Source organism: Nocardia sp. JCM 38205 (assembly GCF_058222935.1).
This window is the reverse complement of the sequence record NZ_JBYHFL010000002.1, coordinates 957,223-978,307: the sequence shown is the minus strand read 5'-3', so window position 1 is coordinate 978,307 and position 21,085 is coordinate 957,223. Positions and strand designations below refer to the sequence as shown.

24 protein-coding genes are annotated in these 21,085 nt (G+C 67.4%); 8 read left to right on the top strand and 16 right to left on the bottom strand.

Features of this window, described 5'->3' with window-relative positions:
- Positions 1 to 97 precede the first annotated feature (97 nt).
- On the bottom strand, positions 98 to 1,612 hold the full coding sequence (gene mftC / locus AC4HOU_RS11395) for a mycofactocin radical SAM maturase (RefSeq protein ID WP_194989257.1): 1,515 nt from the start codon (positions 1,610 to 1,612) through the stop codon (positions 98 to 100).
- Positions 1,613 to 1,631: 19 nt separating this feature from the next.
- Positions 1,632 to 1,730: a mycofactocin precursor MftA gene (gene mftA / locus AC4HOU_RS11390; protein ID WP_197731646.1), complete on the bottom strand. Its 99-nt coding sequence runs from the start codon at positions 1,728 to 1,730 to the stop codon at positions 1,632 to 1,634.
- Between the two features lie 251 nt (positions 1,731 to 1,981).
- Here mftA and mftR2 point away from each other — a divergent pair, with 251 nt between their 5' ends.
- Positions 1,982 to 2,620, top strand: coding sequence for a mycofactocin system transcriptional regulator MftR2 (gene mftR2 / locus AC4HOU_RS11385; RefSeq protein ID WP_138450426.1), 639 nt, complete (start codon positions 1,982 to 1,984; stop codon positions 2,618 to 2,620).
- A gap of 67 nt (positions 2,621 to 2,687) precedes the next feature.
- Positions 2,688 to 3,743, top strand: coding sequence for a ferredoxin--NADP reductase (locus tag AC4HOU_RS11380; RefSeq protein WP_163810013.1), 1,056 nt, complete (start codon positions 2,688 to 2,690; stop codon positions 3,741 to 3,743).
- 46 nt (positions 3,744 to 3,789) lie between these two features.
- Here AC4HOU_RS11380 and AC4HOU_RS11375 read toward each other — a convergent pair whose 3' ends face one another.
- The 3 genes from AC4HOU_RS11375 to AC4HOU_RS11365 are packed head-to-tail and all read right to left on the bottom strand — an operon-like array spanning position 3,790 to position 6,537.
- Positions 3,790 to 4,530: a DNA alkylation repair protein gene (locus AC4HOU_RS11375; RefSeq protein WP_163810015.1), complete on the bottom strand. Its 741-nt coding sequence runs from the start codon at positions 4,528 to 4,530 to the stop codon at positions 3,790 to 3,792.
- 32 nt (positions 4,531 to 4,562) lie between these two features.
- Positions 4,563 to 5,324, bottom strand: a complete 762-nt coding sequence (locus AC4HOU_RS11370; RefSeq protein ID WP_195020072.1) for an aspartate/glutamate racemase family protein — start codon at positions 5,322 to 5,324, stop codon at positions 4,563 to 4,565.
- A gap of 13 nt (positions 5,325 to 5,337) precedes the next feature.
- Positions 5,338 to 6,537: an NAD(P)/FAD-dependent oxidoreductase gene (locus AC4HOU_RS11365; protein WP_195020073.1), complete on the bottom strand. Its 1,200-nt coding sequence runs from the start codon at positions 6,535 to 6,537 to the stop codon at positions 5,338 to 5,340.
- Positions 6,538 to 6,763: 226 nt separating this feature from the next.
- Here AC4HOU_RS11365 and AC4HOU_RS11360 point away from each other — a divergent pair, with 226 nt between their 5' ends.
- A complete protein-coding gene (locus AC4HOU_RS11360; RefSeq protein WP_163810022.1) occupies positions 6,764 to 7,120 on the top strand; it encodes an SPW repeat domain-containing protein in 357 nt (118 codons plus the stop codon).
- A gap of 7 nt (positions 7,121 to 7,127) precedes the next feature.
- Positions 7,128 to 7,751 (top strand): TetR/AcrR family transcriptional regulator, encoded by a 624-nt coding sequence (locus AC4HOU_RS11355; RefSeq protein ID WP_163810024.1) that lies wholly within the window; start codon positions 7,128 to 7,130, stop codon positions 7,749 to 7,751.
- Between the two features lie 46 nt (positions 7,752 to 7,797).
- Here AC4HOU_RS11355 and AC4HOU_RS11350 read toward each other — a convergent pair whose 3' ends face one another.
- Together AC4HOU_RS11350 and AC4HOU_RS11345 are read right to left on the bottom strand one after the other, a co-directional pair.
- Positions 7,798 to 8,133 carry a DUF5615 family PIN-like protein gene (locus tag AC4HOU_RS11350; RefSeq protein ID WP_163810026.1) on the bottom strand — a complete coding sequence of 112 codons (336 nt, stop codon included), beginning with the start codon at positions 8,131 to 8,133 and terminating at the stop codon, positions 7,798 to 7,800.
- Positions 8,130 to 8,360, bottom strand: a complete 231-nt coding sequence (locus tag AC4HOU_RS11345) for a DUF433 domain-containing protein (RefSeq protein ID WP_218586368.1) — start codon at positions 8,358 to 8,360, stop codon at positions 8,130 to 8,132. Before AC4HOU_RS11345 ends, AC4HOU_RS11350 begins: the two co-directional genes overlap by 4 nt.
- Positions 8,361 to 8,446: 86 nt before the next feature.
- On the opposite strand from AC4HOU_RS11345, the gene AC4HOU_RS11340 reads away from it, so the two are divergent.
- Positions 8,447 to 9,655 (top strand): lipase family protein, encoded by a 1,209-nt coding sequence (locus AC4HOU_RS11340; RefSeq protein ID WP_195020074.1) that lies wholly within the window; start codon positions 8,447 to 8,449, stop codon positions 9,653 to 9,655.
- 6 nt (positions 9,656 to 9,661) lie between these two features.
- Here the strand turns inward: AC4HOU_RS11340 and AC4HOU_RS11335 are convergent, their stop codons facing one another.
- Positions 9,662 to 10,222 carry a TetR/AcrR family transcriptional regulator gene (locus tag AC4HOU_RS11335; protein WP_195020075.1) on the bottom strand — a complete coding sequence of 187 codons (561 nt, stop codon included), beginning with the start codon at positions 10,220 to 10,222 and terminating at the stop codon, positions 9,662 to 9,664.
- Between the two features lie 83 nt (positions 10,223 to 10,305).
- Between AC4HOU_RS11335 and AC4HOU_RS11330 the strand changes: the two genes are divergently transcribed.
- Together AC4HOU_RS11330 and AC4HOU_RS11325 are read left to right on the top strand one after the other, a co-directional pair.
- Complete coding sequence (locus tag AC4HOU_RS11330; protein ID WP_195020076.1) at positions 10,306 to 11,115, top strand: SDR family NAD(P)-dependent oxidoreductase; 810 nt, start codon at positions 10,306 to 10,308, stop codon at positions 11,113 to 11,115.
- Positions 11,116 to 11,255: 140 nt separating this feature from the next.
- Entirely contained in the window at positions 11,256 to 11,978 is a 723-nt protein-coding gene (locus AC4HOU_RS11325) for a hypothetical protein (protein WP_195020077.1), read from the top strand.
- A gap of 96 nt (positions 11,979 to 12,074) precedes the next feature.
- Here AC4HOU_RS11325 and tuf read toward each other — a convergent pair whose 3' ends face one another.
- From tuf to hppD, 7 genes are all read right to left on the bottom strand, one after another.
- Entirely contained in the window at positions 12,075 to 13,265 is a 1,191-nt protein-coding gene (tuf, locus tag AC4HOU_RS11320) for an elongation factor Tu (protein WP_194989251.1), read from the bottom strand.
- A gap of 115 nt (positions 13,266 to 13,380) precedes the next feature.
- Positions 13,381 to 15,483: an elongation factor G gene (gene fusA / locus AC4HOU_RS11315; RefSeq protein ID WP_036540397.1), complete on the bottom strand. Its 2,103-nt coding sequence runs from the start codon at positions 15,481 to 15,483 to the stop codon at positions 13,381 to 13,383.
- Positions 15,484 to 15,640: 157 nt separating this feature from the next.
- On the bottom strand, positions 15,641 to 16,111 hold the full coding sequence (gene rpsG, locus AC4HOU_RS11310; RefSeq protein ID WP_014353063.1) for a 30S ribosomal protein S7: 471 nt from the start codon (positions 16,109 to 16,111) through the stop codon (positions 15,641 to 15,643).
- 1 nt (position 16,112) lies between these two features.
- Positions 16,113 to 16,487 (bottom strand): 30S ribosomal protein S12, encoded by a 375-nt coding sequence (rpsL, locus tag AC4HOU_RS11305; RefSeq protein ID WP_014353064.1) that lies wholly within the window; start codon positions 16,485 to 16,487, stop codon positions 16,113 to 16,115.
- A 275-nt stretch (positions 16,488 to 16,762) separates the two neighbouring features.
- Positions 16,763 to 17,326: a DUF3558 domain-containing protein gene (locus tag AC4HOU_RS11300; RefSeq protein ID WP_228805870.1), complete on the bottom strand. Its 564-nt coding sequence runs from the start codon at positions 17,324 to 17,326 to the stop codon at positions 16,763 to 16,765.
- Positions 17,327 to 17,337: 11 nt separating this feature from the next.
- A complete protein-coding gene (locus AC4HOU_RS11295; protein WP_163810036.1) occupies positions 17,338 to 17,868 on the bottom strand; it encodes a DUF3558 domain-containing protein in 531 nt (176 codons plus the stop codon).
- A gap of 38 nt (positions 17,869 to 17,906) precedes the next feature.
- A complete protein-coding gene (gene hppD / locus AC4HOU_RS11290; protein ID WP_163810038.1) occupies positions 17,907 to 19,109 on the bottom strand; it encodes a 4-hydroxyphenylpyruvate dioxygenase in 1,203 nt (400 codons plus the stop codon).
- Between the two features lie 147 nt (positions 19,110 to 19,256).
- On the opposite strand from hppD, the gene AC4HOU_RS11285 reads away from it, so the two are divergent.
- Positions 19,257 to 19,775, top strand: coding sequence for an Lrp/AsnC family transcriptional regulator (locus AC4HOU_RS11285; protein ID WP_195020078.1), 519 nt, complete (start codon positions 19,257 to 19,259; stop codon positions 19,773 to 19,775).
- A 157-nt stretch (positions 19,776 to 19,932) separates the two neighbouring features.
- Here AC4HOU_RS11285 and AC4HOU_RS11280 read toward each other — a convergent pair whose 3' ends face one another.
- Positions 19,933 to 21,036 carry a winged helix DNA-binding domain-containing protein gene (locus AC4HOU_RS11280; RefSeq protein ID WP_490724457.1) on the bottom strand — a complete coding sequence of 368 codons (1,104 nt, stop codon included), beginning with the start codon at positions 21,034 to 21,036 and terminating at the stop codon, positions 19,933 to 19,935.
- Positions 21,037 to 21,085: the final 49 nt, after the last annotated feature.

Below are 21,085 nucleotides of genomic sequence, written 5' to 3'. Positions count from 1 at the left end.
CCTCGCTCCGACGGCAACCGAGCGGCAATCGCGTACCGCGCGGTCGGTGCGCGAGCCGTTCGCGGCCCGCGCACCGGTTCCGGCTAACGCCGCGCGCCTAGCCCAGCGGGCTTTCGTCACAGGCCCGTGACGGCCGCCGCGGCGGCGTGCTCAGGGTGAGCGGCACCGGCCCGGATTTGCGGCCACCAGAACGCCGCGGGGCGCTGCGCCGCGAGTGGTCGACCGACGAACGCGGCACCACCCGGCCCGCGTCGGCGAGGGCCGCCGCGCCGTAGCCCTGCACGCACTCCGGGTCCGGCCCGTCGGCGGGCAGACCGGTGAAGAACTTCGCCGCCATGCAGCCGCCGCGGCACGCATCGTAATGCGCACACGACGAGCAGGCGCCGCCGCCGGTGGGTTCGCGCAGCTGCCCGAACAACGCCGATTCCTTCCACACCGTCGCGAAACCGCCGTCGGCGACGACGTTTCCGGCGTGGAAGCGGTCGTGGATGGCGAACGGGCAGGCGTAGACGTCGCCCACCGGATCGACCAGGCACACCACCCGGCCCGCGCCGCACATGTTCAACCCGGGCAGCGCCTCACCGAAGGCCGACAGGTGGAAGAACGAGTCGCCGGTGAGCACACCGTCACCGTTGCGCAGCAGCCATTCGTAGAGTTCGCGCTGCTGTTCGGGCAGCGGATGCAGCTCGTCCCACACATCGGCGCCGCGCCCGGACGGGCGCAGCCGCGTCAACCGCAAAGTGGCGCCGTAGCGGTCGGCGATCTCCTTGAACTGGTCGAGCTGGGCGATATTGTGCCTGGTCGCCACCACCGACAGCTTGGCATCCCGGAAACCCGCCGCGGCAAGGTTTTCCAGCGCTCGGATGGCCATGTCGTACGAACCGGGACCGCGCACCGCGTCGTTGACGGCGGCATCGGCGCCGTCGAGCGAGATCTGCACATCCACATAGTCACTGGCGGCCAGCCGCGCGGCGACCTCCGGCGTGATCCGGACGCCGTTGGTGGAGAACTTGACTCCCACCTGGTGCGCGGTGGCGTAATCGACCAGTTCCCAGAAGTCCGGGCGCACAGTCGGTTCGCCGCCGCCGATATTGACGTAGAAGATCTGCATGCGCTGGAACTCGTCGATGAGCGCCTTGCACTGCTCGGTGCTCAGCTCGCGCGGATCGCGCCGGCCCGACGACGACAGGCAGTGCACACAGGACAGATTGCACGCGTAGGTGAGTTCCCAGGTCAGGCAGATCGGCGCGGCCAGGCCGGATTCGAAGCGATCCACCAGCCGCACGGCGCGGTCGTCGTCGGCCGCGAAGGTCATCGGCTCCGGGGCCGCGGCCAGCGGCGCCGCCTCGGGGGCGCCGACGATCATCTGCGAATCGGCCAGCTGCGCCAGCGCTTTCACATACGGCGCGGCCGCGGCGTCATCGATGCCGGCGGCCCGCATGGCGGTGCGCACCGACGGCTGTGCGGGCAGTGACCGCACGATCTCGACGATCCTCGGGTTCTTCAGAAACGACAGCTTCCGCGTGCCGAAGTGATACAGCAACGCGCCGAACGGTTCCGGCCGCAGGGCAACCCGCGGATGCAGTTGCCAGCGCGTATCGAGATCGAGCATGGTCACCGCTCCTCTCAGCTCAGTAGACGCCGCACATACCGTCGATGGAGACCTCTTCGATGAGCGATTCCTCCACCAGCGGTGTGTCCTCGGCCGAGCGCTGCGCGACCGCGGCGATCGGGCCGCGGTTGTCGGTGTCGGCGGGTCCGTTGAGCCCCTTGTCCGGCATGGCTACCTCCACTCTGTTGGGCACTGTGGTCGCGGCCACAGGTGTAGCCGCGCTCACACACCATAACGTCATGAACTGACAAAAAGAAGCCGTTTCGGCCGACGAACCGACAGCGCCCGCACCGAGCCCTCTAAACTTTCCGGTGGCAAGCAGCTGAACAGGACGTGACGGGCGCACGCGCCCGCGGTGGTAGAGGTGGCATGGGAGTCGGGCGAACGCAGGCCAGCGGGGGCGGTAATACCCTCTCCGAATCAGAGATCGTGGAAGCCGCGCTGCGGGTGGTCCGCGCCGACGGTGTGGACAAGCTGTCGATGCGCCGGCTATCGCGCGAACTGGGCGTTTCCCCGATGGCCCCGTACTACTACGTGGCCGATAAACGGGAGCTACTCGACCTGGTGGCCACCGCGGCACTGGCCGGTGTGCGCAAACCGCCGCCGGAGTCGGGCCCGTGGCAACAGCGGCTGCGTGAACTCATCGACCAGATCGATGAGAAACTACGCAAGCACCCCGGCCTCGGCGATGTGTTGATCGAGCAGATGCTCGGTAAGCAGCTCGACATCATCGCCGCGGTGATGGAGATCCTGTTCGACGCGGGATTCAGCGATCGCAACGTGCTGGCCGCCTACGCGACCATCCACACCTTCCTGTTCGGTCGCAGCCGGGTGAACCCGCGTGACCGGTCGGTGCTGACCGACGTCACATTGCCCGATGCGGTGGCCCGCGCCACCAAATACATGCCCGACCTGCGCGGCAAGTATTCGTACGACTTCGGCATGGGTGTGCTGATCGCCGGGCTGGAAGCCCAGCTTGTCCAGCAGCCCGATCCCGACGTACGATAAAACTGAAACACGTTCTAGTTTTGCCGTCCGGCACCGGATCGGCCGCGCACACGTTCGAGAGGACGCCATGACCACCGTCGAAGTTCCACACGGCTCACGATCGGTCGTGCTGCGGGTAGCCGCGGTCATCGCCGAGACCGCCGATACCTGCTCACTGGTCTTCGACGTTCCCGAAGAGTTGCGCGAACGCTTCCAGTACCAGCCGGGCCAGTTCCTGACCCTGCGCATTCCCAGCGACCTGACCGGCTCGGTCGCGCGCTGCTATTCGCTGGCCAGCTCGCCCTACACCGACGACCGGCCCAAGGTCACCGTCAAGCGCACCGAGGGCGGCTACGGCTCCAACTGGCTCTGCGACAACATCACCGCCGGTTCCGAGATCGAGGTGCTGCCGCCGTCGGGCGTGTTCACCCCGAAGGATCTCGACGAGGATCTGCTGCTGTTCGGCGCGGGCAGCGGCATCACCCCGGTCATGTCGATCCTGAAATCGGCGCTGGCCCGCGGCACCGGAAAGATCGTGCTGGTCTACGCCAACCGCGACCCGGAATCGGTGATCTTCGCCGACGAACTGCGTGAACTCGCCGACAAGCATCCGCAGCGCCTCACCGTCATCCATTGGCTGGAACCGCTGCAAGGCCTGCCCACCGCCGACGCGCTCGCCGGGCTGGTGCGCCCGTACACCGGCTACCGTGCCTTCATGTGCGGTCCGCGCCCGTTCATGGACCGCGTGCACGACGCGCTGGCCCAGCTCGACGTCCCGCGCAACCGCACCCACGCCGAGATCTTCAACTCACTGGCCGGTGACCCGTTCGCCGATCAGGCGCCGGTCGAGGTCAGCGACGAAGAGGCCGCCGACGCCGCCACCGTCGAGGTCGAACTCGACGGCGAGGTGCACGAACTGCGCTGGCCGCGCAAGCAGACCCTGGTCGACATCATGCTGTCCAAGGGCCTCGACGTCCCCTACTCCTGCCAGGAAGGCGAATGCGGCTCCTGCGCCTGCACCGTCCTCGAAGGCAAGGTCGAGATGGAGAACGCCGAAATCCTGGATCCCGAGGACATCGAGAACGGTTACATCCTCGGCTGCCAGGCGCGGCCGGTCACCGATCACCTGAAGATCCAGTTCTGAGCCGGTTCGGCGCCTGACTCCGGCCGGGTCGGTTCGGTCGGCGAGGCTATCGCATCGCGCGGTAGCGGGCGCGGCTTTCCGGATCCAGATGCTCGGTGGCGTAACTCAAAGCGGTACGCCCCATCTCGGCCGCGTGCCGATCGAGGAAATCGATCAGCAGCTGACGATCCACACGCTTGCCGACCTCGCGCAACATCCAGCCCAGCGCCTTCTGGATCAGATCGTGCCGGTCGGTGAGCAGTCGCTCGCTCAGCGCGAACGTGGTGGAGGCGTCACCGGCCTTGATGAAGGCGAAGGTGGACAGCAGCGCGACCCGGCGCTCCCACAGCGAATCCGAGTCGGCCAGCTCGAACAGCAGCTCGCGCGGCTTGTCCAGCAGCCACGGGCCGACGATGCGCTCGGCCGAGACGTCGACCAGATCCCAGTTGTTCACCCGGCCGCGCCGCACCGCGTCCAGGTAGAACCGCACCATCTCGGCACGGGCGGCCTCGTCGAAGGTGCGCGGCTTGGAGGCCCTCTCGAAACGAGTGTTGAGGATGATCAGACCCGCCAGCCGTTCCTCGTGCACCGGGCTGTCGAGCAGTTCGTCGATCTCGGTGAGCGCAAGCGCCGCAAACCGTTTGGCGACGGTGCGGGTGGCGGGCACCCGGACGCCGATGAAGACGTCGCCCTCGCCGTATTCGCCGGGGCCGGTCTTGAAGAACCGCTGGAGGTGCACCGCGTCGGCGGGATCGGCGTGCTCGGCGAGGGCGGCCCGCACCTGCTCGGCGGTGGCGTTCTCGGTCAACGTGTGGCCTCCGATCGCGATGTGCCGGGCGGTCAGCCGGTCGCGCCGAGCGCCCGCCCGGGTTCGAAAGCGGCAGCGGCGGCGGGCAGTTCGCCGGGGCGGCCGCTGTTGAGCACCCGCACCGTACCGTTGCCGGTGCTCGGCCGGCCCAGCGCGTCCATGCGCCGGATCGTCTGCGCGGCAACGGCCTGGGCGCTGTCGAACAATCGCACCCCGTCCGGCAGCGCGGCCACGATGCTGTCGACGACCAGCGGATAGTGGGTGCAGCCGAGCACCACACCCTCCACGTCGTCGGGAGTCCGCTCGGCCGCCGCCGCGATCGCGGCACGGGCAGCCACCAGATCGCCGGCGTCGATCGCATCGGCAAGACCGTGGCAGGCCACGCCGGTCACCATCGCGTCACCGCCGAAACGGGCGATGAGATCGGCCTGGTAGCGGCTCGCGGTGGTGGCCGCGGTGGCCCATACCGCCACCGAGCGGCAGGCGGCCGCGGCCGGTTTGATCGCCGGCACGGTGCCGATCACCGGAATGTCCGGGCCGACGTCCGCGCGCACCTGGTCGAGCGCGGTCACGCTCGCGGTATTGCACGGCAGCACGATCACCTCGGCGCCCATCGTCAGCGAGGCGCGTGCGGTCGCGACCACCCGCTCGATCACCCATTCCTCGGGTTTCGGCCCCCAGGGGGCCCCGTCGGGATCCAGTTGCAGCACCAGATCCACATCCGGGCGCAGCTTGCGCAGCCATGCCGCTGTCGGCAACGAGCCGAGACCGGAATCGATGAGCGCGACGATCACACAGACAAAGGTATTAGCCCGCGCCGAGCAGCTCCGCCACCGGGGCACCCGCCGCGATCTTCGCCCTGGTCTTCATCACCTGTGCGGTCATCCCGGCGCCGACCACGCCGGTGAGCTTGCCGTCCTGGGTGTAGTAGGCCAGGAACTTGCGCCCGTCATCGGAGACGATGTGGATCTCGTCGGTGGGCCGTGGCGTGCCGAGCGCCTGGATCTTCACGTCGTACTGATCGCTCCAGAAGTAGGGCACCCGGGCGGCGGTGGGCGGCTCGGCGCCCAGCAGCGCGCAGGCCAGCAGTTTCGCCTGCTCGCCCGCATTGGTCCAGTGCTCGACGCGGGTGCGTGCGCCGTCATCGTGCAGCCAGGCCGCCACATCGCCGACAGCCCACACACCCGGCGCCGACGTCCGACCGACCTCGTCGGCGAGCACGCCGCCGCCTGCCGACGGTTCGGCCAGTTCGATGCCGGAATCGGCCAGCCATTCGGTCACCGGACGTGACCCGACGCCGATCACCACCAGCTCGGCCGCGACCTCGGTCCCATCGGTCAGCAGCGCGCCGCGCACTCGGCCGTCGTCGGCGGCGAGCAGCGAATCGACGCCGATGCCGCAGCGCAGGTCGACGCCCTCGTCCCGGTGCATGCGCGCCACCAGCGCACCGACCTGCTCGCCGAGCACCGAGGCCAGCGGCGTCGGCTGCGGCTCGACCAGCACCACTTGGACACCGCGCGCGCGGAAGCTGGCGGCCACCTCGCAGCCGATGAATCCGGCGCCGATGACCAGGGCGGTCGTGGCGTCGCCGAGTTCGGCGCGCAGTGCGCTGGCGTCGGCGTGATCGCGCAGTACATGCACGCCGTCGAGCTCGGGCAGGCTGGGCAGCCTGCGCGGGCGCAGCCCGGTGGCGATGATCAGTTCGCTGTAGTCGAGCACCGAGCCGTCGGCCAGCCGCAAGCGCCGGGCGGCGGTGTCGACGCCGACCGCCTCCTGGTTCAGCCGCAGATCGATCTTCTTCTCGGTGAAGAACTCCGCGGGCCGCAGCGTGGTGTCGTCGGTCTCGCCGCGCACGAATTGCTTCGACAGCGGGGGACGGTCGTACGGCGGCCGCGATTCGTCGCCGAGCAGGATCAACTCACCCTCGTAGCCCGCGCGGCGCAACTCCTCCGCGGTGCGCAAGCCGGCCAGACCGGCCCCCACGATCACGATCGGCGCTGCAGTCATGCCGGCATCCCTTCCTTCGGGCCGTCCGTTCGGCCACCTCGCTGACGACAGTCCACCCTAACGTCCGCTTGGTCGGTGCTGTAGTGAGGACCATCACCTTCACCGTGCCATCGATTGCCACGCAATCGTGTCCGTTCCGCTATCGACCGGGCGGTCAATCAGGTCTATACCGAGGTCAGGACGGATTTTCGGGTCTGTCCGCACCAGTAGATGCAAGGAGGCATTTATGTTCACCGAAAGCCGTGCGCAAGATTTCCTGGCCGTCGTGCTGGGCGTCTTCGCCGCACTCTCACCGCTCTGGGTGGAGACGAACGATCGGGCCATGTGGTCGTTGATCGTGCTCGGTGTGCTCATCGCACTGACCGGTCTGGCGCAGATGTACCGAGCTGAGATGGCCTCCGCCGATTACGCGATGGGCCTGTTCGGCGTGCTGATGTTCCTGTCCCCGTGGGTCATGGACTTCAGCGGCTTCAGTGGCGCATCCTGGACCGCATGGGTGGTCGGCGTCGTGACGGTCGTGGTCGCGGTGGCGGCGCTGCCCGCGGTCTCGGGACGGTTGCACGATATGGCTCCGCACCACTGAGACGGCCATGACCAGACCCCGTCGAGCCGGGCGTCGCCGCAGCGCGAAAACCGACGGCGACGCCCGTCAACTCATCTTGGACGCGGCCGAAAAGCTGTTCGCCGCACAGGGATTCGACGGCACCCCGACGGCGGCGATCGCCGAGGCCGCGGCCGTGCCCAAGGGCCTGGTTTTCTACTATTTCCCCACCAAGAACTCGATTCTGTCGGCCCTGATGGCCGAACGGGTACCGCAACAACCGATCAGCGACATCGACACCGTGGTCGAGCCGGGTGATCCGGTGGCCAGTCTGGTCAATCTCGATGCGGCGCTGAACCTTCGCGACCATCATTCCTCGGTGTTGCGCGTCATCATGTGGCGCGAGGCCGACACCCACCCCGACGTCCGCCGCCAGGTGCGCAAGCTGCGCGATCAACTCCTCGACGTCACCGCCCGCGTCCTCCAGGCCAGCGCCCCCGCCCCGGTCCGCCCCGGCACCCTGCGCGCCTGCGCCGCCGCCTGGGTCTCGGCCATGTTCGCCATCGCCAGCACCGACCGCCTGCACGCCCTCGACGGCGTCCCCCTGCCGACGACCGACGAAATCCTCAACGTCGCCCAGGTGGTCGCCGCTGGCATGACGCAACTGGGCTGAACCCGTCGAGCATCCGGCCGGAGAACGGTTGCACTCGATCAGCCCGCTACCTGACCTCGATGATCTTCTCCCCGGCTCCGAGCATCTGTACGACAGTGGGCAGGATCGGCAGGAACCTCCCGAGGAGTTCCTTCCTCGAGCAATTACCGATTCTGATCCAGATCACGGCCGGTGATGGAGCATCCGGTCGGCTCCGGCCCATGAGGATGAAATCCTCGTCCTTGGTGACAATGGCGGCGCCCCGCTCGAGCGCTTCTGCCCAGACATCGACATCCGGGGCGGATAACAAGCCGATGTCGCAGACGTGCACAGCGTCATGGCCCTCCTCCGTCAACGCGCGTGCCAGTGCTGGTGGCAGTTGTGCGTCGACGACGAACCTCAAGAGGCGGTCCGCAGAATCGGATGGTCTGCCTCGGCCGCTGCGAACGCGAGGCAGGCGCGGATGTCCGCCAACTCCAAGTAGGGATAATCCTCGAGGATGGAGTCCTCCGTCTCGCCTGCTGCGAGTAGTTCGAGTACATCGCTCACCCGGATGCGCATACCGCGAATGCAGGGGCGGCCCCCGCACTGATTCGGATCGAACGTAATCCTCGACACCTGATCCAGCATAGCGGCGTCGGGCCGCCGGTCTCCAGCCACGACACCCCGGCTCACCTGCGCGATCGTCGGGCCGAACCGTGGTAGCAATAGCTGCCATGCAGGTTATCCAGCGTTTGATAACCGGCGCGCTCCTCGGCGCCTCTGCGGTTCTGCTGGCCGGGACGGTTCCTGCCCCGGCGTTACCTCGCTACCCCGTGGCCGATCCCGACCCGTTCTACGCGCAGCCCGCCGATCTCGCGGCGTACCAGCCCGGTGATGTGCTGGCGGTGCGGCGGTTGCCGCCGCTGCTGACCTTTCCCGGATCCACGCTGACGCTGGTGAAGTTCCGGTCGACCAATTCGCGCGGGCTGCCCATCGCGGCCACCACCACCGTGGTGACGCCGCCGGGGCACCGCCCGGACGGGCCGCTGCTGTCGTATCAGCACATCATCAACGGGTTGGGCCCGAACTGCGCGGTGTCGCGGGTGCTCTACACCAGCGATCCGAACCTCCAGGTCCGCGAGGCCGTCGCGCTCAATGCCTTGCTGCTGCGCGGCTGGAGCATCGCACTGCCGGATCATCTGGGCCCCACCTTCGCCTACGGCGCCGCCAAGCTCGGCGGGCGGATCACGCTCGATGGAATCCGTGCCGTGCAGCGCGTTCCGGAGCTGGCGGTGCAGCACAGCCCCGTCGCGATGGCCGGGTACTCCGGTGGCGGCATGGCCACGGCGTGGGCGGCCGCGCTGGCGCCGAGCTACGCGCCGGAGCTGAAACTCGCCGGTGCCGCGGCCGGCGGCGTGCCCGCGAACCTGATGCGCATGATCGAAGCGCTGCAATTCGATCCGCATCCGGCGTTCGGGCTGGTGCTGGCGGCGGCGATCGGGCTGGAACGCGAGTACCCGCACCGCTTCCCGATCAGCGACAACCTCAATGCCGCCGGGATCGCGGCACGTGACGCCATGGCCAACGGCTGCACCAACGACATCCTCGCCACCGGCGCAGGCCGCAGCGTCCGCGATTACGCCAGCAATACCTCGCTCATGCACGATGCCGACGCCAGGGCGGTGCTGGAGGAGAACAGCATCGAGCTCTTCGACGGTGTGCCGAACATGCCCATCTTCGAATGGCATTCACCCACCGACCCACTCATCCCGGTCGACTCGCTCGTCTCGATCAACCGCCGCTACTGCGCGGCGGGCGTGCCGGTGCAGGCGGAAACCATTCCGACACCGGAACATCTATCGGCCGCGGTACTCGGGATGCCGCTGATGGTGGCGTGGCTGGATGCGCGCTTCCGCGGCGAGCCAGCACCGAGCAACTGCTGAGTCGCGCTATCCGGCGCCCAGCCCCCGTAACGCCACCTCCACCTGGTGCTCGATGGCGCGTGGCGTGCGGTCGGGCAGCAACTGCACGACACGGATGAGCGCCAGGAACTGGTAGGCGATATCGCGGGCGGTCACGTCGGCGGCCAGGGTGTGGTCGGTGTGGGAGCGCGCGAGGGCGGCGCGGCCGATTTCGGTGAGGTGCGCGAGGCATCGGTCGAGATCGGCGTCCGAGGGTTGGCCGCCGGCGAGTACGTCGATCATCGCCTGGTTGGCGGCGAGGCCGGTGAGTGCGGTGGTGAAGAACTCGCGCAGTGCCTCGATCGCGGAGGCCTGCGCGGGGAGGGCGGCCTCGGCCAGTGCGGCGAAATCGGTGCCGGTCACCGCCTGCACGAGGTGTTCGCGGGTGGGGAAATGCCGATAGAGAGTGCCGATGCCGACTCCGGCGGCCGCGGCGACGGCGCGCATGTCCACGGCCATGCCGTTGTTGCGGAAGGCCTCGCTCGCGGCGGCCAGGATCCGCTCCTTGTTCTCGGCGGCGTCACGGCGTTGCCTGCGGTCGTCTGCCATGCGAACACTATAGCTATGCGGAACCTCAGTTCCGGTTGATGCTAGGCTGTTCCGGAACACATGTTCCGGAACAGGAGAATGCAATGCGGACGATCGTGATCACCGGCGGCACCGACGGGATGGGCGCCGCACTGGCGCACCACTTCCTGGAAACGGGAGACCATGTGGTGGTGATCGGGCGCAGCCGCGCCAAGTTCGAGGCCTTGGTCTCCACCGTCTCGACGCCCTCGGCAGCGGAATTCCTCGAGGCCGATCTCTCATCGGTCGCCGAGAGCCGTCGCGTGGTCGATCGACTGCGGACGACGTACGAGCGCGTCGACGCACTTGTACTCGCGGCATCGTTCATCCAGCAACGCCGCCGGCAGACGCCCGAGGGGCACGAAGCGTCCTGGGCGCTGTTCTTTCTCAGCAAATACGTCGTCGTTTCCGGCCTCACCGAACTGCTGCGCGCATCGCCGCGGCCGGTCGTGGTCAACACCGCCGTCCCTGGCGCACGCGCCGACGCCATCGATTTCGATGATCCGGAGATGACCGAGGAATTCACCTTCCGGCGGTCCAATGCCCAGCAACGACGCGCGAACGAATTGCTCGGCATCCTCGCGACGGAGGCGAATCCGAACCTCATGTACGTGACGTGGGGGCCGAGCCGCCTGGTCCGCACCAGCTTTGCCGGCGAGGTCGGGATGGGTATGCGGCTGTCGGCCGCCGTGCTCGGACGGCTACTCGGCCAGCGCCCGGAATCCGCGGTCCGCCCTATCATTCGACTCATCGACGATCCCCGCCCCGGACGGTTCGCCTACCGCGGCACTCGCGACATCGCCCTCGCCGACGGCGACCGCGAGACACACGACGCCGCGCGTCTTGCGACGATGATCGAGGCCGACTTGCACTGACCCACAGCAGCTCCCACCACCGCAGAGGTAATGGACCGCCGAAACCGTTCTGACGCAGGCCGCGGCGGGAGCCCGGCGGTGCGGCCGAACCGCAGACGCCGACACGCCGCAATACACCGCCCTCGGGTAAGAATGACCTCATGGATGCCGATTACAACGGTCTCGGAGATGGACTTCGCGCTCGCCAGGAGGGTTTTCACCGCACCGAACGGGAGCAGTCCGAACCGGCCGTCGCCATGGCTGCCGGCTTGACGGGAGCGGACACGAACACCAACGGGGCGATCACCAATGGGTCGCTGCCCACCCGCACGGCCGCGCAGCCCTCCGCATTCGACTGGTCCCCGGCTCAGCTTCCGCCCATGCCCGAGCCGCGGCGATCGGCCCCGGCACCGGAACCCGAGCCCGCGCACGGCATCGGCCTGACCGGCGTGGACAACACGGCAAACGCACAAGCCGCGCCGGCGCCGACGCCGACCGAACGGCCCGCGACCGCGGAAGCCGAAACACCTTCGCCCGCACTGGCTCCCGCGCCCAGCCCGCGCCCCGCGATCCCGTCGCGCCGCGCGGCCCGTGCCGCCGCCGAAGCCGCCGCCGACGCCCCCGCCGAACCCCCACTCCCACTACCGAACGCCGATGGCGGCGTCGACCTACACCGCATCATGCGGCTGCTGCTGGCCAGCGACGAACTCAACGCCCTGGCCACCAAGGCCGAAGCGGGCACCCTCTCCCCCGACGAGGTCGTGCGAACCGCCCGCCGCACCCGCGCCGCAGCGGTCGAGGTGGTCTCCGCGTGGTACGGCGGCTCCACCCAGATGGTGAAGTTCGCCCAGGCACTGTTACAGGCCGCCGGCGAATCGGACTGAGAAGTCCTGGCCGCACCGGCCGGCCGTACACCACTCGCGAAAAACAAAACGGCGCCGCTCCTTTCGGAGCGGCGCCGTTTCGGCTGGTACGTCAGATCACTTGATGATCTTGGTGACGCGACCGGCGCCGACGGTACGGCCACCTTCGCGGATCGCGAAGCGCAGGCCCTCGTCCATGGCGACCGGCTGGATCAGCTTGACGGACATCTCGGTGTTGTCACCGGGCATGACCATCTCGGTGCCCTCGGGCAGGGTCACAACGCCCGTCACGTCAGTGGTACGGAAGTAGAACTGCGGACGGTAGTTGTTGAAGAACGGGGTGTGGCGGCCACCCTCGTCCTTGGACAGGATGTAGGCCTGGCCCTCGAACTCGGTGTGCGGGGTGGTGGTGCCCGGCTTCACGACGACCTGGCCGCGCTCCACGTCCTCGCGCTTGATGCCACGAACCAGCAGACCGACGTTGTCGCCCGCCTGGCCCTGGTCGAGCAGCTTGCGGAACATCTCGATACCGGTGACCGTGGTCTTGGTCTTGTCCGGGCGGATGCCGACGATCTCGACTTCCTCGTTCACGTTGATCACGCCACGCTCGACGCGACCGGTGACGACGGTGCCACGACCGGTGATGGTGAAGACGTCCTCGACGGGCATCAGGAACGGCTTGTCGGTCTCACGCACCGGGTCCGGGATGGACTCGTCGACAGCGTTCATGAGCTCGACGACCGAGTCGACCCACTTCTGGTCGCCCTCGAGCGCCTTCAGGCCGGAGACGCGGACGACGGGGGCGTCCTCGTCGAACTCCTGCGAGGCCAGCAGCTCGCGGACCTCCATCTCGACGAGCTCGAGGATCTCCTCGTCGTCGACCATGTCCGACTTGTTCAGCGCGACCAGGATGTAGGGCACGCCGACCTGACGGGCGAGCAGCACGTGCTCGCGGGTCTGCGGCATCGGGCCGTCGGTGGCGGCGACCACGAGGATGGCGCCGTCCATCTGCGCCGCACCGGTGATCATGTTCTTGATGTAGTCGGCGTGACCCGGGGCGTCGACGTGCGCGTAGTGGCGCTTCTCGGTCTGGTACTCGACGTGGGAGATGTTGATCGTGATACCACGAGCCTTCTCCTCAGGCGCCTTGTCGATCTGGTCGAAAGCGAAGCTCTCGTTCAGATCCGGGTACTTGTCAGCCAGCACCTTGGTGATCGCTGCGGTCAGCGTGGTCTTGCCGTGGTCGACGTGACCGATGGTGCCGATGTTGACGTGCGGCTTCGTCCGCTCGAACTTCGCCTTCGCCACTGTGGTGTCCTCCTGGACTTGTTGGTGCGTGCAGTTGCAGCAGTGCGGTTTTTACTTACAGGGGTCGTGCAGACGCCCGGCCGATGGGGCAGGACACGTGTCCTGCCCCGTCGTACTACTCGCCGGTCGCCTTGGCGATGATCTCCTTCGACACGTTGGCCGGAACCTCCGCGTACGAATCGAACACCATGGAGTAGTTCGCCCGGCCCTGGGTCTTCGACCGCAGGTCACCGATGTAGCCGAACATCTCCGAGAGCGGAACCAGCGCCTTGACGACACGGGCACCACTGCGTTCCTCCATGGCCTGGATCTGGCCACGGCGGGAGTTCAGGTCGCCGATCACATCGCCCATGTAGTCCTCGGGCGTGATGACCTCGACCGCCATGAGCGGTTCGAGGATCACCGGACCGGCCTTCTTGGCCGCTTCCTTCAGGGCCTGCGAGCCGGCGATCTTGAACGCCATCTCCGAGGAGTCGACGTCATGGTACGCGCCGTCGAGCAGGGTCACCTTCAGGTTGACCAGCGGGTAACCGGCGAGCACACCGTACTGCATGGCGTCCTGCGCACCGGCGTCGACCGATGGGATGTACTCGCGCGGCACGCGGCCACCGGTGACCTTGTTCTCGAACTCGTAGGTCGCGCCGTCCTCGCCGACGAACGGCTCGACCGCGATGATGACCTTCGCGAACTGACCGGAACCACCGGTCTGCTTCTTGTGCGTGAATTCGAGCTTCTCGACCGGACGGGTGATCGTCTCACGGTAGGCCACCTGCGGCTTACCGACGTTCGCCTCGACCTTGAACTCGCGCTTCATCCGGTCGACGAGGATGTCCAGGTGCAGCTCGCCCATGCCGCCGATGACGGTCTGGCCGGTCTCCTGATCCAGCTTCACCGAGAAGGTCGGGTCTTCTTCCGACAGCTTCTGGATCGCGGTGCCGAGCTTCTCCTGGTCGGACTTGGTCTTGGGCTCGATGGAGACCTCGATGACCGGGTCCGGGAAGGTCATGGACTCGAGCACGATCTGGTTGTTCGGATCGCACAGGGTGTCACCGGTGGTGGTGTCCTTGAGGCCGATGACCGCGTAGATGTGGCCGGCGGAGACCACGGGAACCGGGTTCTCCTTGTTGGAGTGCATCTGGAACAGCTTGCCCAGACGCTCCTTCTTGCCCTTGGTCGCGTTGATGACCTGGGCGCCGGAGTCGACCTTGCCGGAGTACACGCGGATGTAGGTCAGCTTGCCGAAGAACGGGTGCACCGCGATCTTGAACGCCAGGGCCGCGAACGGCTCGTCGGCGCTCGGCTTGCGGGAGATGACCTCTTCCTCGTTGCCGGGGACGTGACCCTGCACGGACTCGACGTCCAGCGGCGAGGGCAGGTAGTCGACGACGGCGTCGAGCATGGGCTGCACGCCCTTGTTCTTGAACGCCGAACCACACAGCACGGGGTAGAGCTCGGAGGACACGGTCATCTTGCGGATGGCGCCCTTGATCTCATCGATCGTGAGCTCTTCGCCACCGAAGAACTTCTCCAGCAGCGCCTCGTCCGACTCGGCGACGGTCTCGAGCAGCTCCTGACGGTACTGCTCGGCCTTCTCCTTGAGATCGGCCGGGATTTCCTGGACCTCGTACTTCTCACCGAGCTTGGTCTCGCCGGTCCACACCTTGGCGTTCATCTCGACCAGGTCGACGATGCCCTCGAAGGTGTCCTCCGCGCCGATCGGCAGCTGGATGACCAGCGGCTTGGCGCCGAGGCGGTCCTTGATGGTCTGCACGGTGAAGTAGAAGTCCGCACCGAGCTTGTCCATCTTGTTGACGAAGCAGATGCGCGGCACGTCGTACTTGTCGGCCTGACGCCACACCTGCTCGGACTGCGGCTCGACACCTTCCTTGCCGTCGAAGACGGCGACGGCGCCGTCGAGCACGCGCAGCGAACGCTCCACCTCGACGGTGAAGTCCACGTGGCCCGGAGTGTCGATGATGTTGATCTGGTTCTGGTTCCAGAAACACGTCACCGCCGCGGAGGTGATGGTGATGCCGCGTTCCTGTTCCTGTTCCATCCAGTCGGTGGTCGAGGCACCGTCGTGGGTCTCACCGATCTTGTAGTTCACACCGGTGTAGAACAGGATTCGTTCGGTTGTCGTCGTCTTGCCCGCATCGATGTGGGCCATGATGCCGATGTTGCGGACCTTGTTCAGGTCGGTGAGCACGTCCTGTGCCACGGAAATCTTCCCCGCTCTGCTTCGTTAGCGATCAGCTAGTTGGGATTCTCGGGGACGACCGGGGAGGTCGCCACTATGTCAACGCCGGAAGCGGCACCGAAGTGCCGCCCCCAGCCGCGATACCTGCCGACCCCACCAGCGATGGGCCGGGCAGACGTCACCAGCGGTAGTGCGCGAACGCCCGGTTGGACTCGGCCATCTTGTGGGTGTCCTCGCGGCGCTTCACCGAGGCGCCGAGGCCGTTGCTGGCGTCGAGCAGCTCGTTGGCCAGACGCTCGACCATGGTCTTCTCCCGGCGCGCACGCGAGAAGTTGACCAGCCAGCGCAACGCCAGGGTGTTGGCGCGGCCCGGACGGACCTCGACCGGCACCTGGTAGGTGGCGCCACCGACGCGACGCGGCTTGACCTCGAGCGACGGCTTGACGTTGTCGAGGGCACGCTTGAGGGTGACGACCGGATCGGTGCCGGTCTTCTCGCGCGCCTGCTCGAGTGCACCGTAGACGATGCGCTCGGCGGTCGACTTCTTGCCGTCGAGCAGGATCTTGTTGACCAGCTGGGTGACCAGCGGCGACCCGTAGACCGGGTCGTTGATCAACGGACGCTTGGGAGCGGGGCCCTTGCGCGGCATATCAGCTCTTCTCCTTCTTGGCGCCGTAGCGGCTGCGGGCCTGCTTGCGGTTCTTCACACCCTGGGTGTCGAGGGAGCCGCGGATAATCTTGTAGCGCACACCGGGGAGGTCCTTCACACGACCGCCACGGACGAGCACCATCGAGTGCTCCTGCAGGTTGTGGCCTTCACCCGGGATGTACGCCGTGACCTCGACCGCGCTGGTCAGGCGAACACGCGCGACCTTACGCAGCGCGGAGTTCGGCTTCTTCGGGGTCGTGGTGTACACACGCGTGCACACGCCACGGCGCTGCGGGCTCCCCTTGAGGGCCGCGGTCTTGGTCTTGGCGACCTTGTCACGGCGACCCTTACGGACCAGCTGGTTGATGGTTGGCATAGACCGGCTTTCCTTATTGGTTAATGCGGTGTCGTATACGTGTCATCGAGCATTCACTCGCACGTCCGGCCACGTTTCTCGCGTCCCGAGGTCGGGCGTGTCGCGCGCAGGTCAGGGGCCCTATTTCAGGGCACGCTGGAACTGTCAGCCGCTCTCGCTGGCCTACGTTCTGCGCTCGAACTTGCCCGCATGCTTCCGGGCACAGCGATCCACGATACTCGGCAGCCGGAGCATGGGTCAAAGCGGGGTCGCTCACGCGGCCGGCCGCGCGGCGCTCACCTGGCCAGATTCAAGGTCAGCTCCACGAGTTTCTTGGCGGCGGCGCACGGATCGGGATGTGCCGAGCCGGGGCGGTAGTTCACCCACCATCCCACGATGCCGGTATCCGCGGCACTCGCGCTCACGCCACAGGAGTCCGGATCGCCGGGCCGCCGTGTCTCCAGCGCGCTGCGGCCCTGCACGGTGATCGTGGTGGTGGTGTAGCCGAGCTTGTCGTTATTGGTGCGCTCGTTGTTGAGCGAGCCGATCTCGTACCAGTTCAGCGTGACCATGCCGCCGCCGGTCGCGCCGCCCTCCAGATCCCACATGCAGACCGCGCCGTAGAACGAGGGCTGCACGAAGCCGGTCTCGTCGACGACCTTCGCGATCTGATCCTGGGAGACCACATCGCATTCGCGCAGCAACTTGTCGAAATCGGTATCGACCGTGCTCGCCTCGGCGGCGCCCGCCGGTTGGGCCGAACCTTCGACGGTGCGTCCGCAACCGCCGAGCACCAGGGTCAGGCCGACGGCCGCCGTCACCGCCAGCGTCGCGCGCACGCGCCCACCCGTGCCGCTCATCACCGCTCCCCTCATTGCAGCCTCTGCACGGTCAGCTCGGCCAGCTTGCGCATCTTGTCGCACGGATTGCCGCCGTTGGCCTCGAACAACCCGTAGGACATCGACCATTCGAAGAAGTCGTCGCCGATCTGCACCGCGAGGTCGCAGACCGAACCGCTCGGCTCCAGCGCCTGGAAGCCGGTCTTGCCCGCCACCTCGATCGACTGCGGATTGCGGCCCTGGGTGGTGACCCAGGCGCGCTCGCGTTCGATCGGACTGCCGCGGAAGGAGGCGAAGGTGACGCTGGTGGATCCGCTGCCCGCGGCCTGCCAATTGCAGCCGGTGGAGTTCTTGAACACCTGCGAGACCTGGGCCATCCCGGCGATCTGGCGCACTTCGTCATCGGTGACGTGGCCGCATTCGCCGACGAACGGACCGAGCGTGGCGACCTTCGGCGGCGGCCGGTGCGGGGCCTGCGGAGATTCGTCCCCCTCGCTGGAGCCGCACGCCGACAGCAACAACGTCAGGGCCGCCACCGAGACGAGGACCGACGGGATACGCATGCGATGAACTCTACCGACCGGTCGCGAGTCCGGCCGCGCTACAAATTGCCGCGGGCGTCCTGTTCGCGCTCGATGGCCTGGAACAGGGCCTTGAAATTGCCCTTGCCGAAACCGAGCGAGCCGTGCCGTTCGATGAGCTCGAAGAACACCGTCGGCCGGTCGGTGAGCGGGCGGCAGAAGATCTGCAGCAGATAGCCGTCCTCGTCGCGGTCGACCAGGATGCCGCGAGATTGCAACTCCCGCACCGGAACTCGGACCCGCCCGATCCGCGCCCGCAGCTCCGGGTCCTCGTAGTAGGCGTCCGGGGTCGGCAGGAACTCGATGCCTTCCCTGCGCAGGTTGTCCACGCAGGTGAGGATGTCGGAGGTGGCCAGCGCGATGTGCTGCACGCCCGGTCCGCGGTAGAACTCCAGGTACTCATCGATCTGCGAGCGCTTCTTGCCGACGGCGGGTTCGTTGAGCGGGAACTTCACCCGGTGGTTGCCGTTGGCCACGACCTTGCTCATCAGCGCCGAGTACTCGGTGGCGATATCGTCGCCGACGAATTCGGCCATGTTCGTGAAACCCATGACCCGGTGGTAGAACTCGACCCACTCGTCCATCCGGCCCAGTTCCACATTGCCGACGACGTGGTCGATCGCCTGGAACAGCCGGGCCGGTGCGCCGGGGCGCGGCTGGTAGGTCGAGCGCCGGGCGACATAGCCGGGCAGGTAGGGGCCGAGGTAGCCGGACCGGTCGACCAAGGTGTGCCTGGTCTCGCCATAGGTGGCCAGCGCGGCCGAGCGGACGGTGCCGAATTCGTCGCTCTCGTCGTGTGGTTCGACCAGCACGGTGGCGCCGTGGCGGCGCGCCCAGTCGATGCACCGGTCCACATCGGGCACCTCGAGGGCGATATCGACGACGCCGTCGCCGTGGCGGTCGTGATGGGCGATCAGCGGGCTGTCCGGATCGACGGCGCCCTTGACGACGAATCGTGCACCACCGCTGCGCAACACGAACGCCTTGTGGTCGCGGTTGCCGGTCTCCGGGCCCGAGTAGGCCTCCAGCCGCATGCCGAACGCCGACTCCAGGAAATGCGCGGTCTGGGTGGCGTTGCCGACCACCCACACCAGCGCGTCCCAGCCGATCACCGGGAACGGATCGATAGTCACATCGTGGTCCACCAGGCCGACCAGCGTGCGCAGCTCATCGTCGGCCGGCGCACCGGCGCGCCGGGCGTCCGGCAACTGCTCGAGAGTCATGCACCTAGGAAATCGCCGTGCGCGTCGGTAGGCAACCAGCAGGTTTTCGAGTATCCACACTGGCAGATCGGTCTAGTAAGCCGCCTCGGATGCTGAGCAGAATGACTAGCATTGAGGCATACCGCAGTGTCCGAACGGAGGCCGCCCATGTCGCGCACGCCGGCGAAACTCGACGAACTCGATCTCGCGATCCTCACCGCGATGCACGAGTACCAGAAGGCGGGGATCCTGGAGCTGTCCCGGCGCACCCGGGTCGCGCGGGCCACGGTGCAGTCGCGGATCGCGCGGATGGAGGAGGCCGGGGTGATCGCGTCCTACGATCCGCAGATCGACGTCACCGCCGCGGGTTTCGAGGTGCAGGCCTTCGTCACCCTGGAAATCGCCCAAGGCGCGCTCGACGCCGTCGCCGCCGAACTCGCGGCGATCCCCGGTGTGCTCGAGGCCTACGCGACCACCGGGTCCGGTGATGTGCTGTGCCGGATCGGCGCGGATTCGCACACCGGGCTGCAAGAGGTGTTGCTCAGCATCGACCGGACGCCGCCGGTGGTGCGTTCGCACAGCGTCATCGTGCTGTCGACGGTGGTCGAGCGGCGCACGCTGCCGTTGCTGCGCACGCTGACGCCGACCGGGACGAGTAAGGCGCCTGCCTATCGCGGCAACCGCTGACGAGGTCCTCGGTCCGCGGGCTCCGGGCACCGGCTCGAGCAGGTGGTTCCGGCAGGTTCGCATCGAGCACCAGCCCATCCGCACCGAACACCGTCGCACGCACGCCGGGCACCGGTCCGCCGACTTCGATCCCGACTCACAGGTGTTCAGCGTCGGCCTATGGGCGCAGATCGGCGCCTACATCGAGAAACTCGAGGTGCGGGGCGAGATCCGGTTCGAGGAAGGCCAGCAGGGCCGACGCCTCGGCCTCCACCTCGGCCTTCTCTCGCGCTGTCCAGGCGCGGTTGGGGCTGATCCGCATCCGGGCGGTGCTCTTGTCCGGGAACACCTTGTACATACCGGCCAGGAAGCCGTCGACCAGAATCGGCGAGGCCTGGATCCGCGCGGTGTTCGGCAGGCCGTCCGGTGCGATGCGGGAGCGATCCTGGTGGGAGAGCAAGGCGTTGTCGTACCAGCCGAGCAGGCGGACCGGGGCAGGCAGATCGGGGTCGGCGAGTTCGGCATCGGCCAGGTCGTAGAGGGTGCGGCCACGTTCGTCGGTATAGGTGCGCAGCCGGTCGCCCAGGTGCGCGACGGCCGATTTCATTCCGGTCAGTTTCGACCAGGTCTGCATATCCATGGTGCTGGCCGGGCCGAAGGCGCGCAGGTAGCGCAGCACCAATTCCGCGACCGGATAGGCCGGGTCCAGTGGTGCGCCGAGCCAGGGCTGAACGCGCGACCACACCGGTCTGCTGTTGTCACGCCACATGCCTCGCGGCGGTGTCTGCAATACCGGCAGCTGATACAGCCAGGTCTGCACCACCGCGCCCGGATCGCGATCCGGGAACAGTTCGGCGGCTCTGCTGCGCAGCTCGGCGGTGGAGATGGGCTCCTCGCCGAGCACCTGTTCCCCGCGCTCGCGCACCTCGTCCGGGTCCAATCCGACCATGGCGCCGTAATTGAACCCTTTGCGGAACGGAATCTTCTCCAGTTCCGGCTGGATCAACGGGGCGATCCGCAGGGCGTCGGGCGGGGTGACCAGGTGAATCGTGCCGCGCATCAAGGTGATCCGGACCAAGGAACGATCAAGCAGCCCGGCCGATACCGCCGCCGGATCGAAATCGGCAATCCGGCTCCACAATCCGATGAACGGCGGCATGGTGTCCTGGGCCTGCAAACCCACCAGGTGGTCGCACATGTCGGGCACCGACAGCTCGGTGCGTTCGAGCAGATGCTGGCGGGCGAGCAGGGTCCGGTTCAGGGTCCGGGCGGTCAGTTCCATGGTCCGCTCACGGTAGAGCGAGCCACCGACAGGCGCCAAGCGAACCACC

Bases quoted from the DNA above. Each gene is read 5' to 3' on its own strand.
- AC4HOU_RS11330 (WP_195020076.1), top strand. From the start codon at position 10,306: ATGCGGACGATCGTGATCACCGGCGGCACCGACGGGATGGGCGCCGCA.
- mftR2 (WP_138450426.1), top strand. From the start codon at position 1,982: ATGGGAGTCGGGCGAACGCAGGCCAGCGGGGGCGGTAATACCCTCTCC.
- mftC (WP_194989257.1), bottom strand. From the start codon at position 1,612: ATGCTCGATCTCGATACGCGCTGGCAACTGCATCCGCGGGTTGCCCTG.
- AC4HOU_RS11295 (WP_163810036.1), bottom strand. From the start codon at position 17,868: ATGCGTATCCCGTCGGTCCTCGTCTCGGTGGCGGCCCTGACGTTGTTG.
- AC4HOU_RS11340 (WP_195020074.1), top strand. From the start codon at position 8,447: ATGCAGGTTATCCAGCGTTTGATAACCGGCGCGCTCCTCGGCGCCTCT.
- AC4HOU_RS11360 (WP_163810022.1), top strand. From the start codon at position 6,764: ATGTTCACCGAAAGCCGTGCGCAAGATTTCCTGGCCGTCGTGCTGGGC.
- rpsG (WP_014353063.1), bottom strand. From the start codon at position 16,111: ATGCCGCGCAAGGGCCCCGCTCCCAAGCGTCCGTTGATCAACGACCCG.
- rpsL (WP_014353064.1), bottom strand. From the start codon at position 16,487: ATGCCAACCATCAACCAGCTGGTCCGTAAGGGTCGCCGTGACAAGGTC.
- AC4HOU_RS11300 (WP_228805870.1), bottom strand. From the start codon at position 17,326: ATGAGCGGCACGGGTGGGCGCGTGCGCGCGACGCTGGCGGTGACGGCG.
- AC4HOU_RS11345 (WP_218586368.1), bottom strand. From the start codon at position 8,360: ATGCTGGATCAGGTGTCGAGGATTACGTTCGATCCGAATCAGTGCGGG.
- AC4HOU_RS11365 (WP_195020073.1), bottom strand. From the start codon at position 6,537: ATGACTGCAGCGCCGATCGTGATCGTGGGGGCCGGTCTGGCCGGCTTG.
- hppD (WP_163810038.1), bottom strand. From the start codon at position 19,109: ATGACTCTCGAGCAGTTGCCGGACGCCCGGCGCGCCGGTGCGCCGGCC.
- AC4HOU_RS11335 (WP_195020075.1), bottom strand. From the start codon at position 10,222: ATGGCAGACGACCGCAGGCAACGCCGTGACGCCGCCGAGAACAAGGAG.
- AC4HOU_RS11280 (WP_490724457.1), bottom strand. From the start codon at position 21,036: ATGGAACTGACCGCCCGGACCCTGAACCGGACCCTGCTCGCCCGCCAG.
- AC4HOU_RS11325 (WP_195020077.1), top strand. From the start codon at position 11,256: ATGGATGCCGATTACAACGGTCTCGGAGATGGACTTCGCGCTCGCCAG.
- AC4HOU_RS11355 (WP_163810024.1), top strand. From the start codon at position 7,128: ATGACCAGACCCCGTCGAGCCGGGCGTCGCCGCAGCGCGAAAACCGAC.
- AC4HOU_RS11285 (WP_195020078.1), top strand. From the start codon at position 19,257: ATGTCGCGCACGCCGGCGAAACTCGACGAACTCGATCTCGCGATCCTC.
- AC4HOU_RS11380 (WP_163810013.1), top strand. From the start codon at position 2,688: ATGACCACCGTCGAAGTTCCACACGGCTCACGATCGGTCGTGCTGCGG.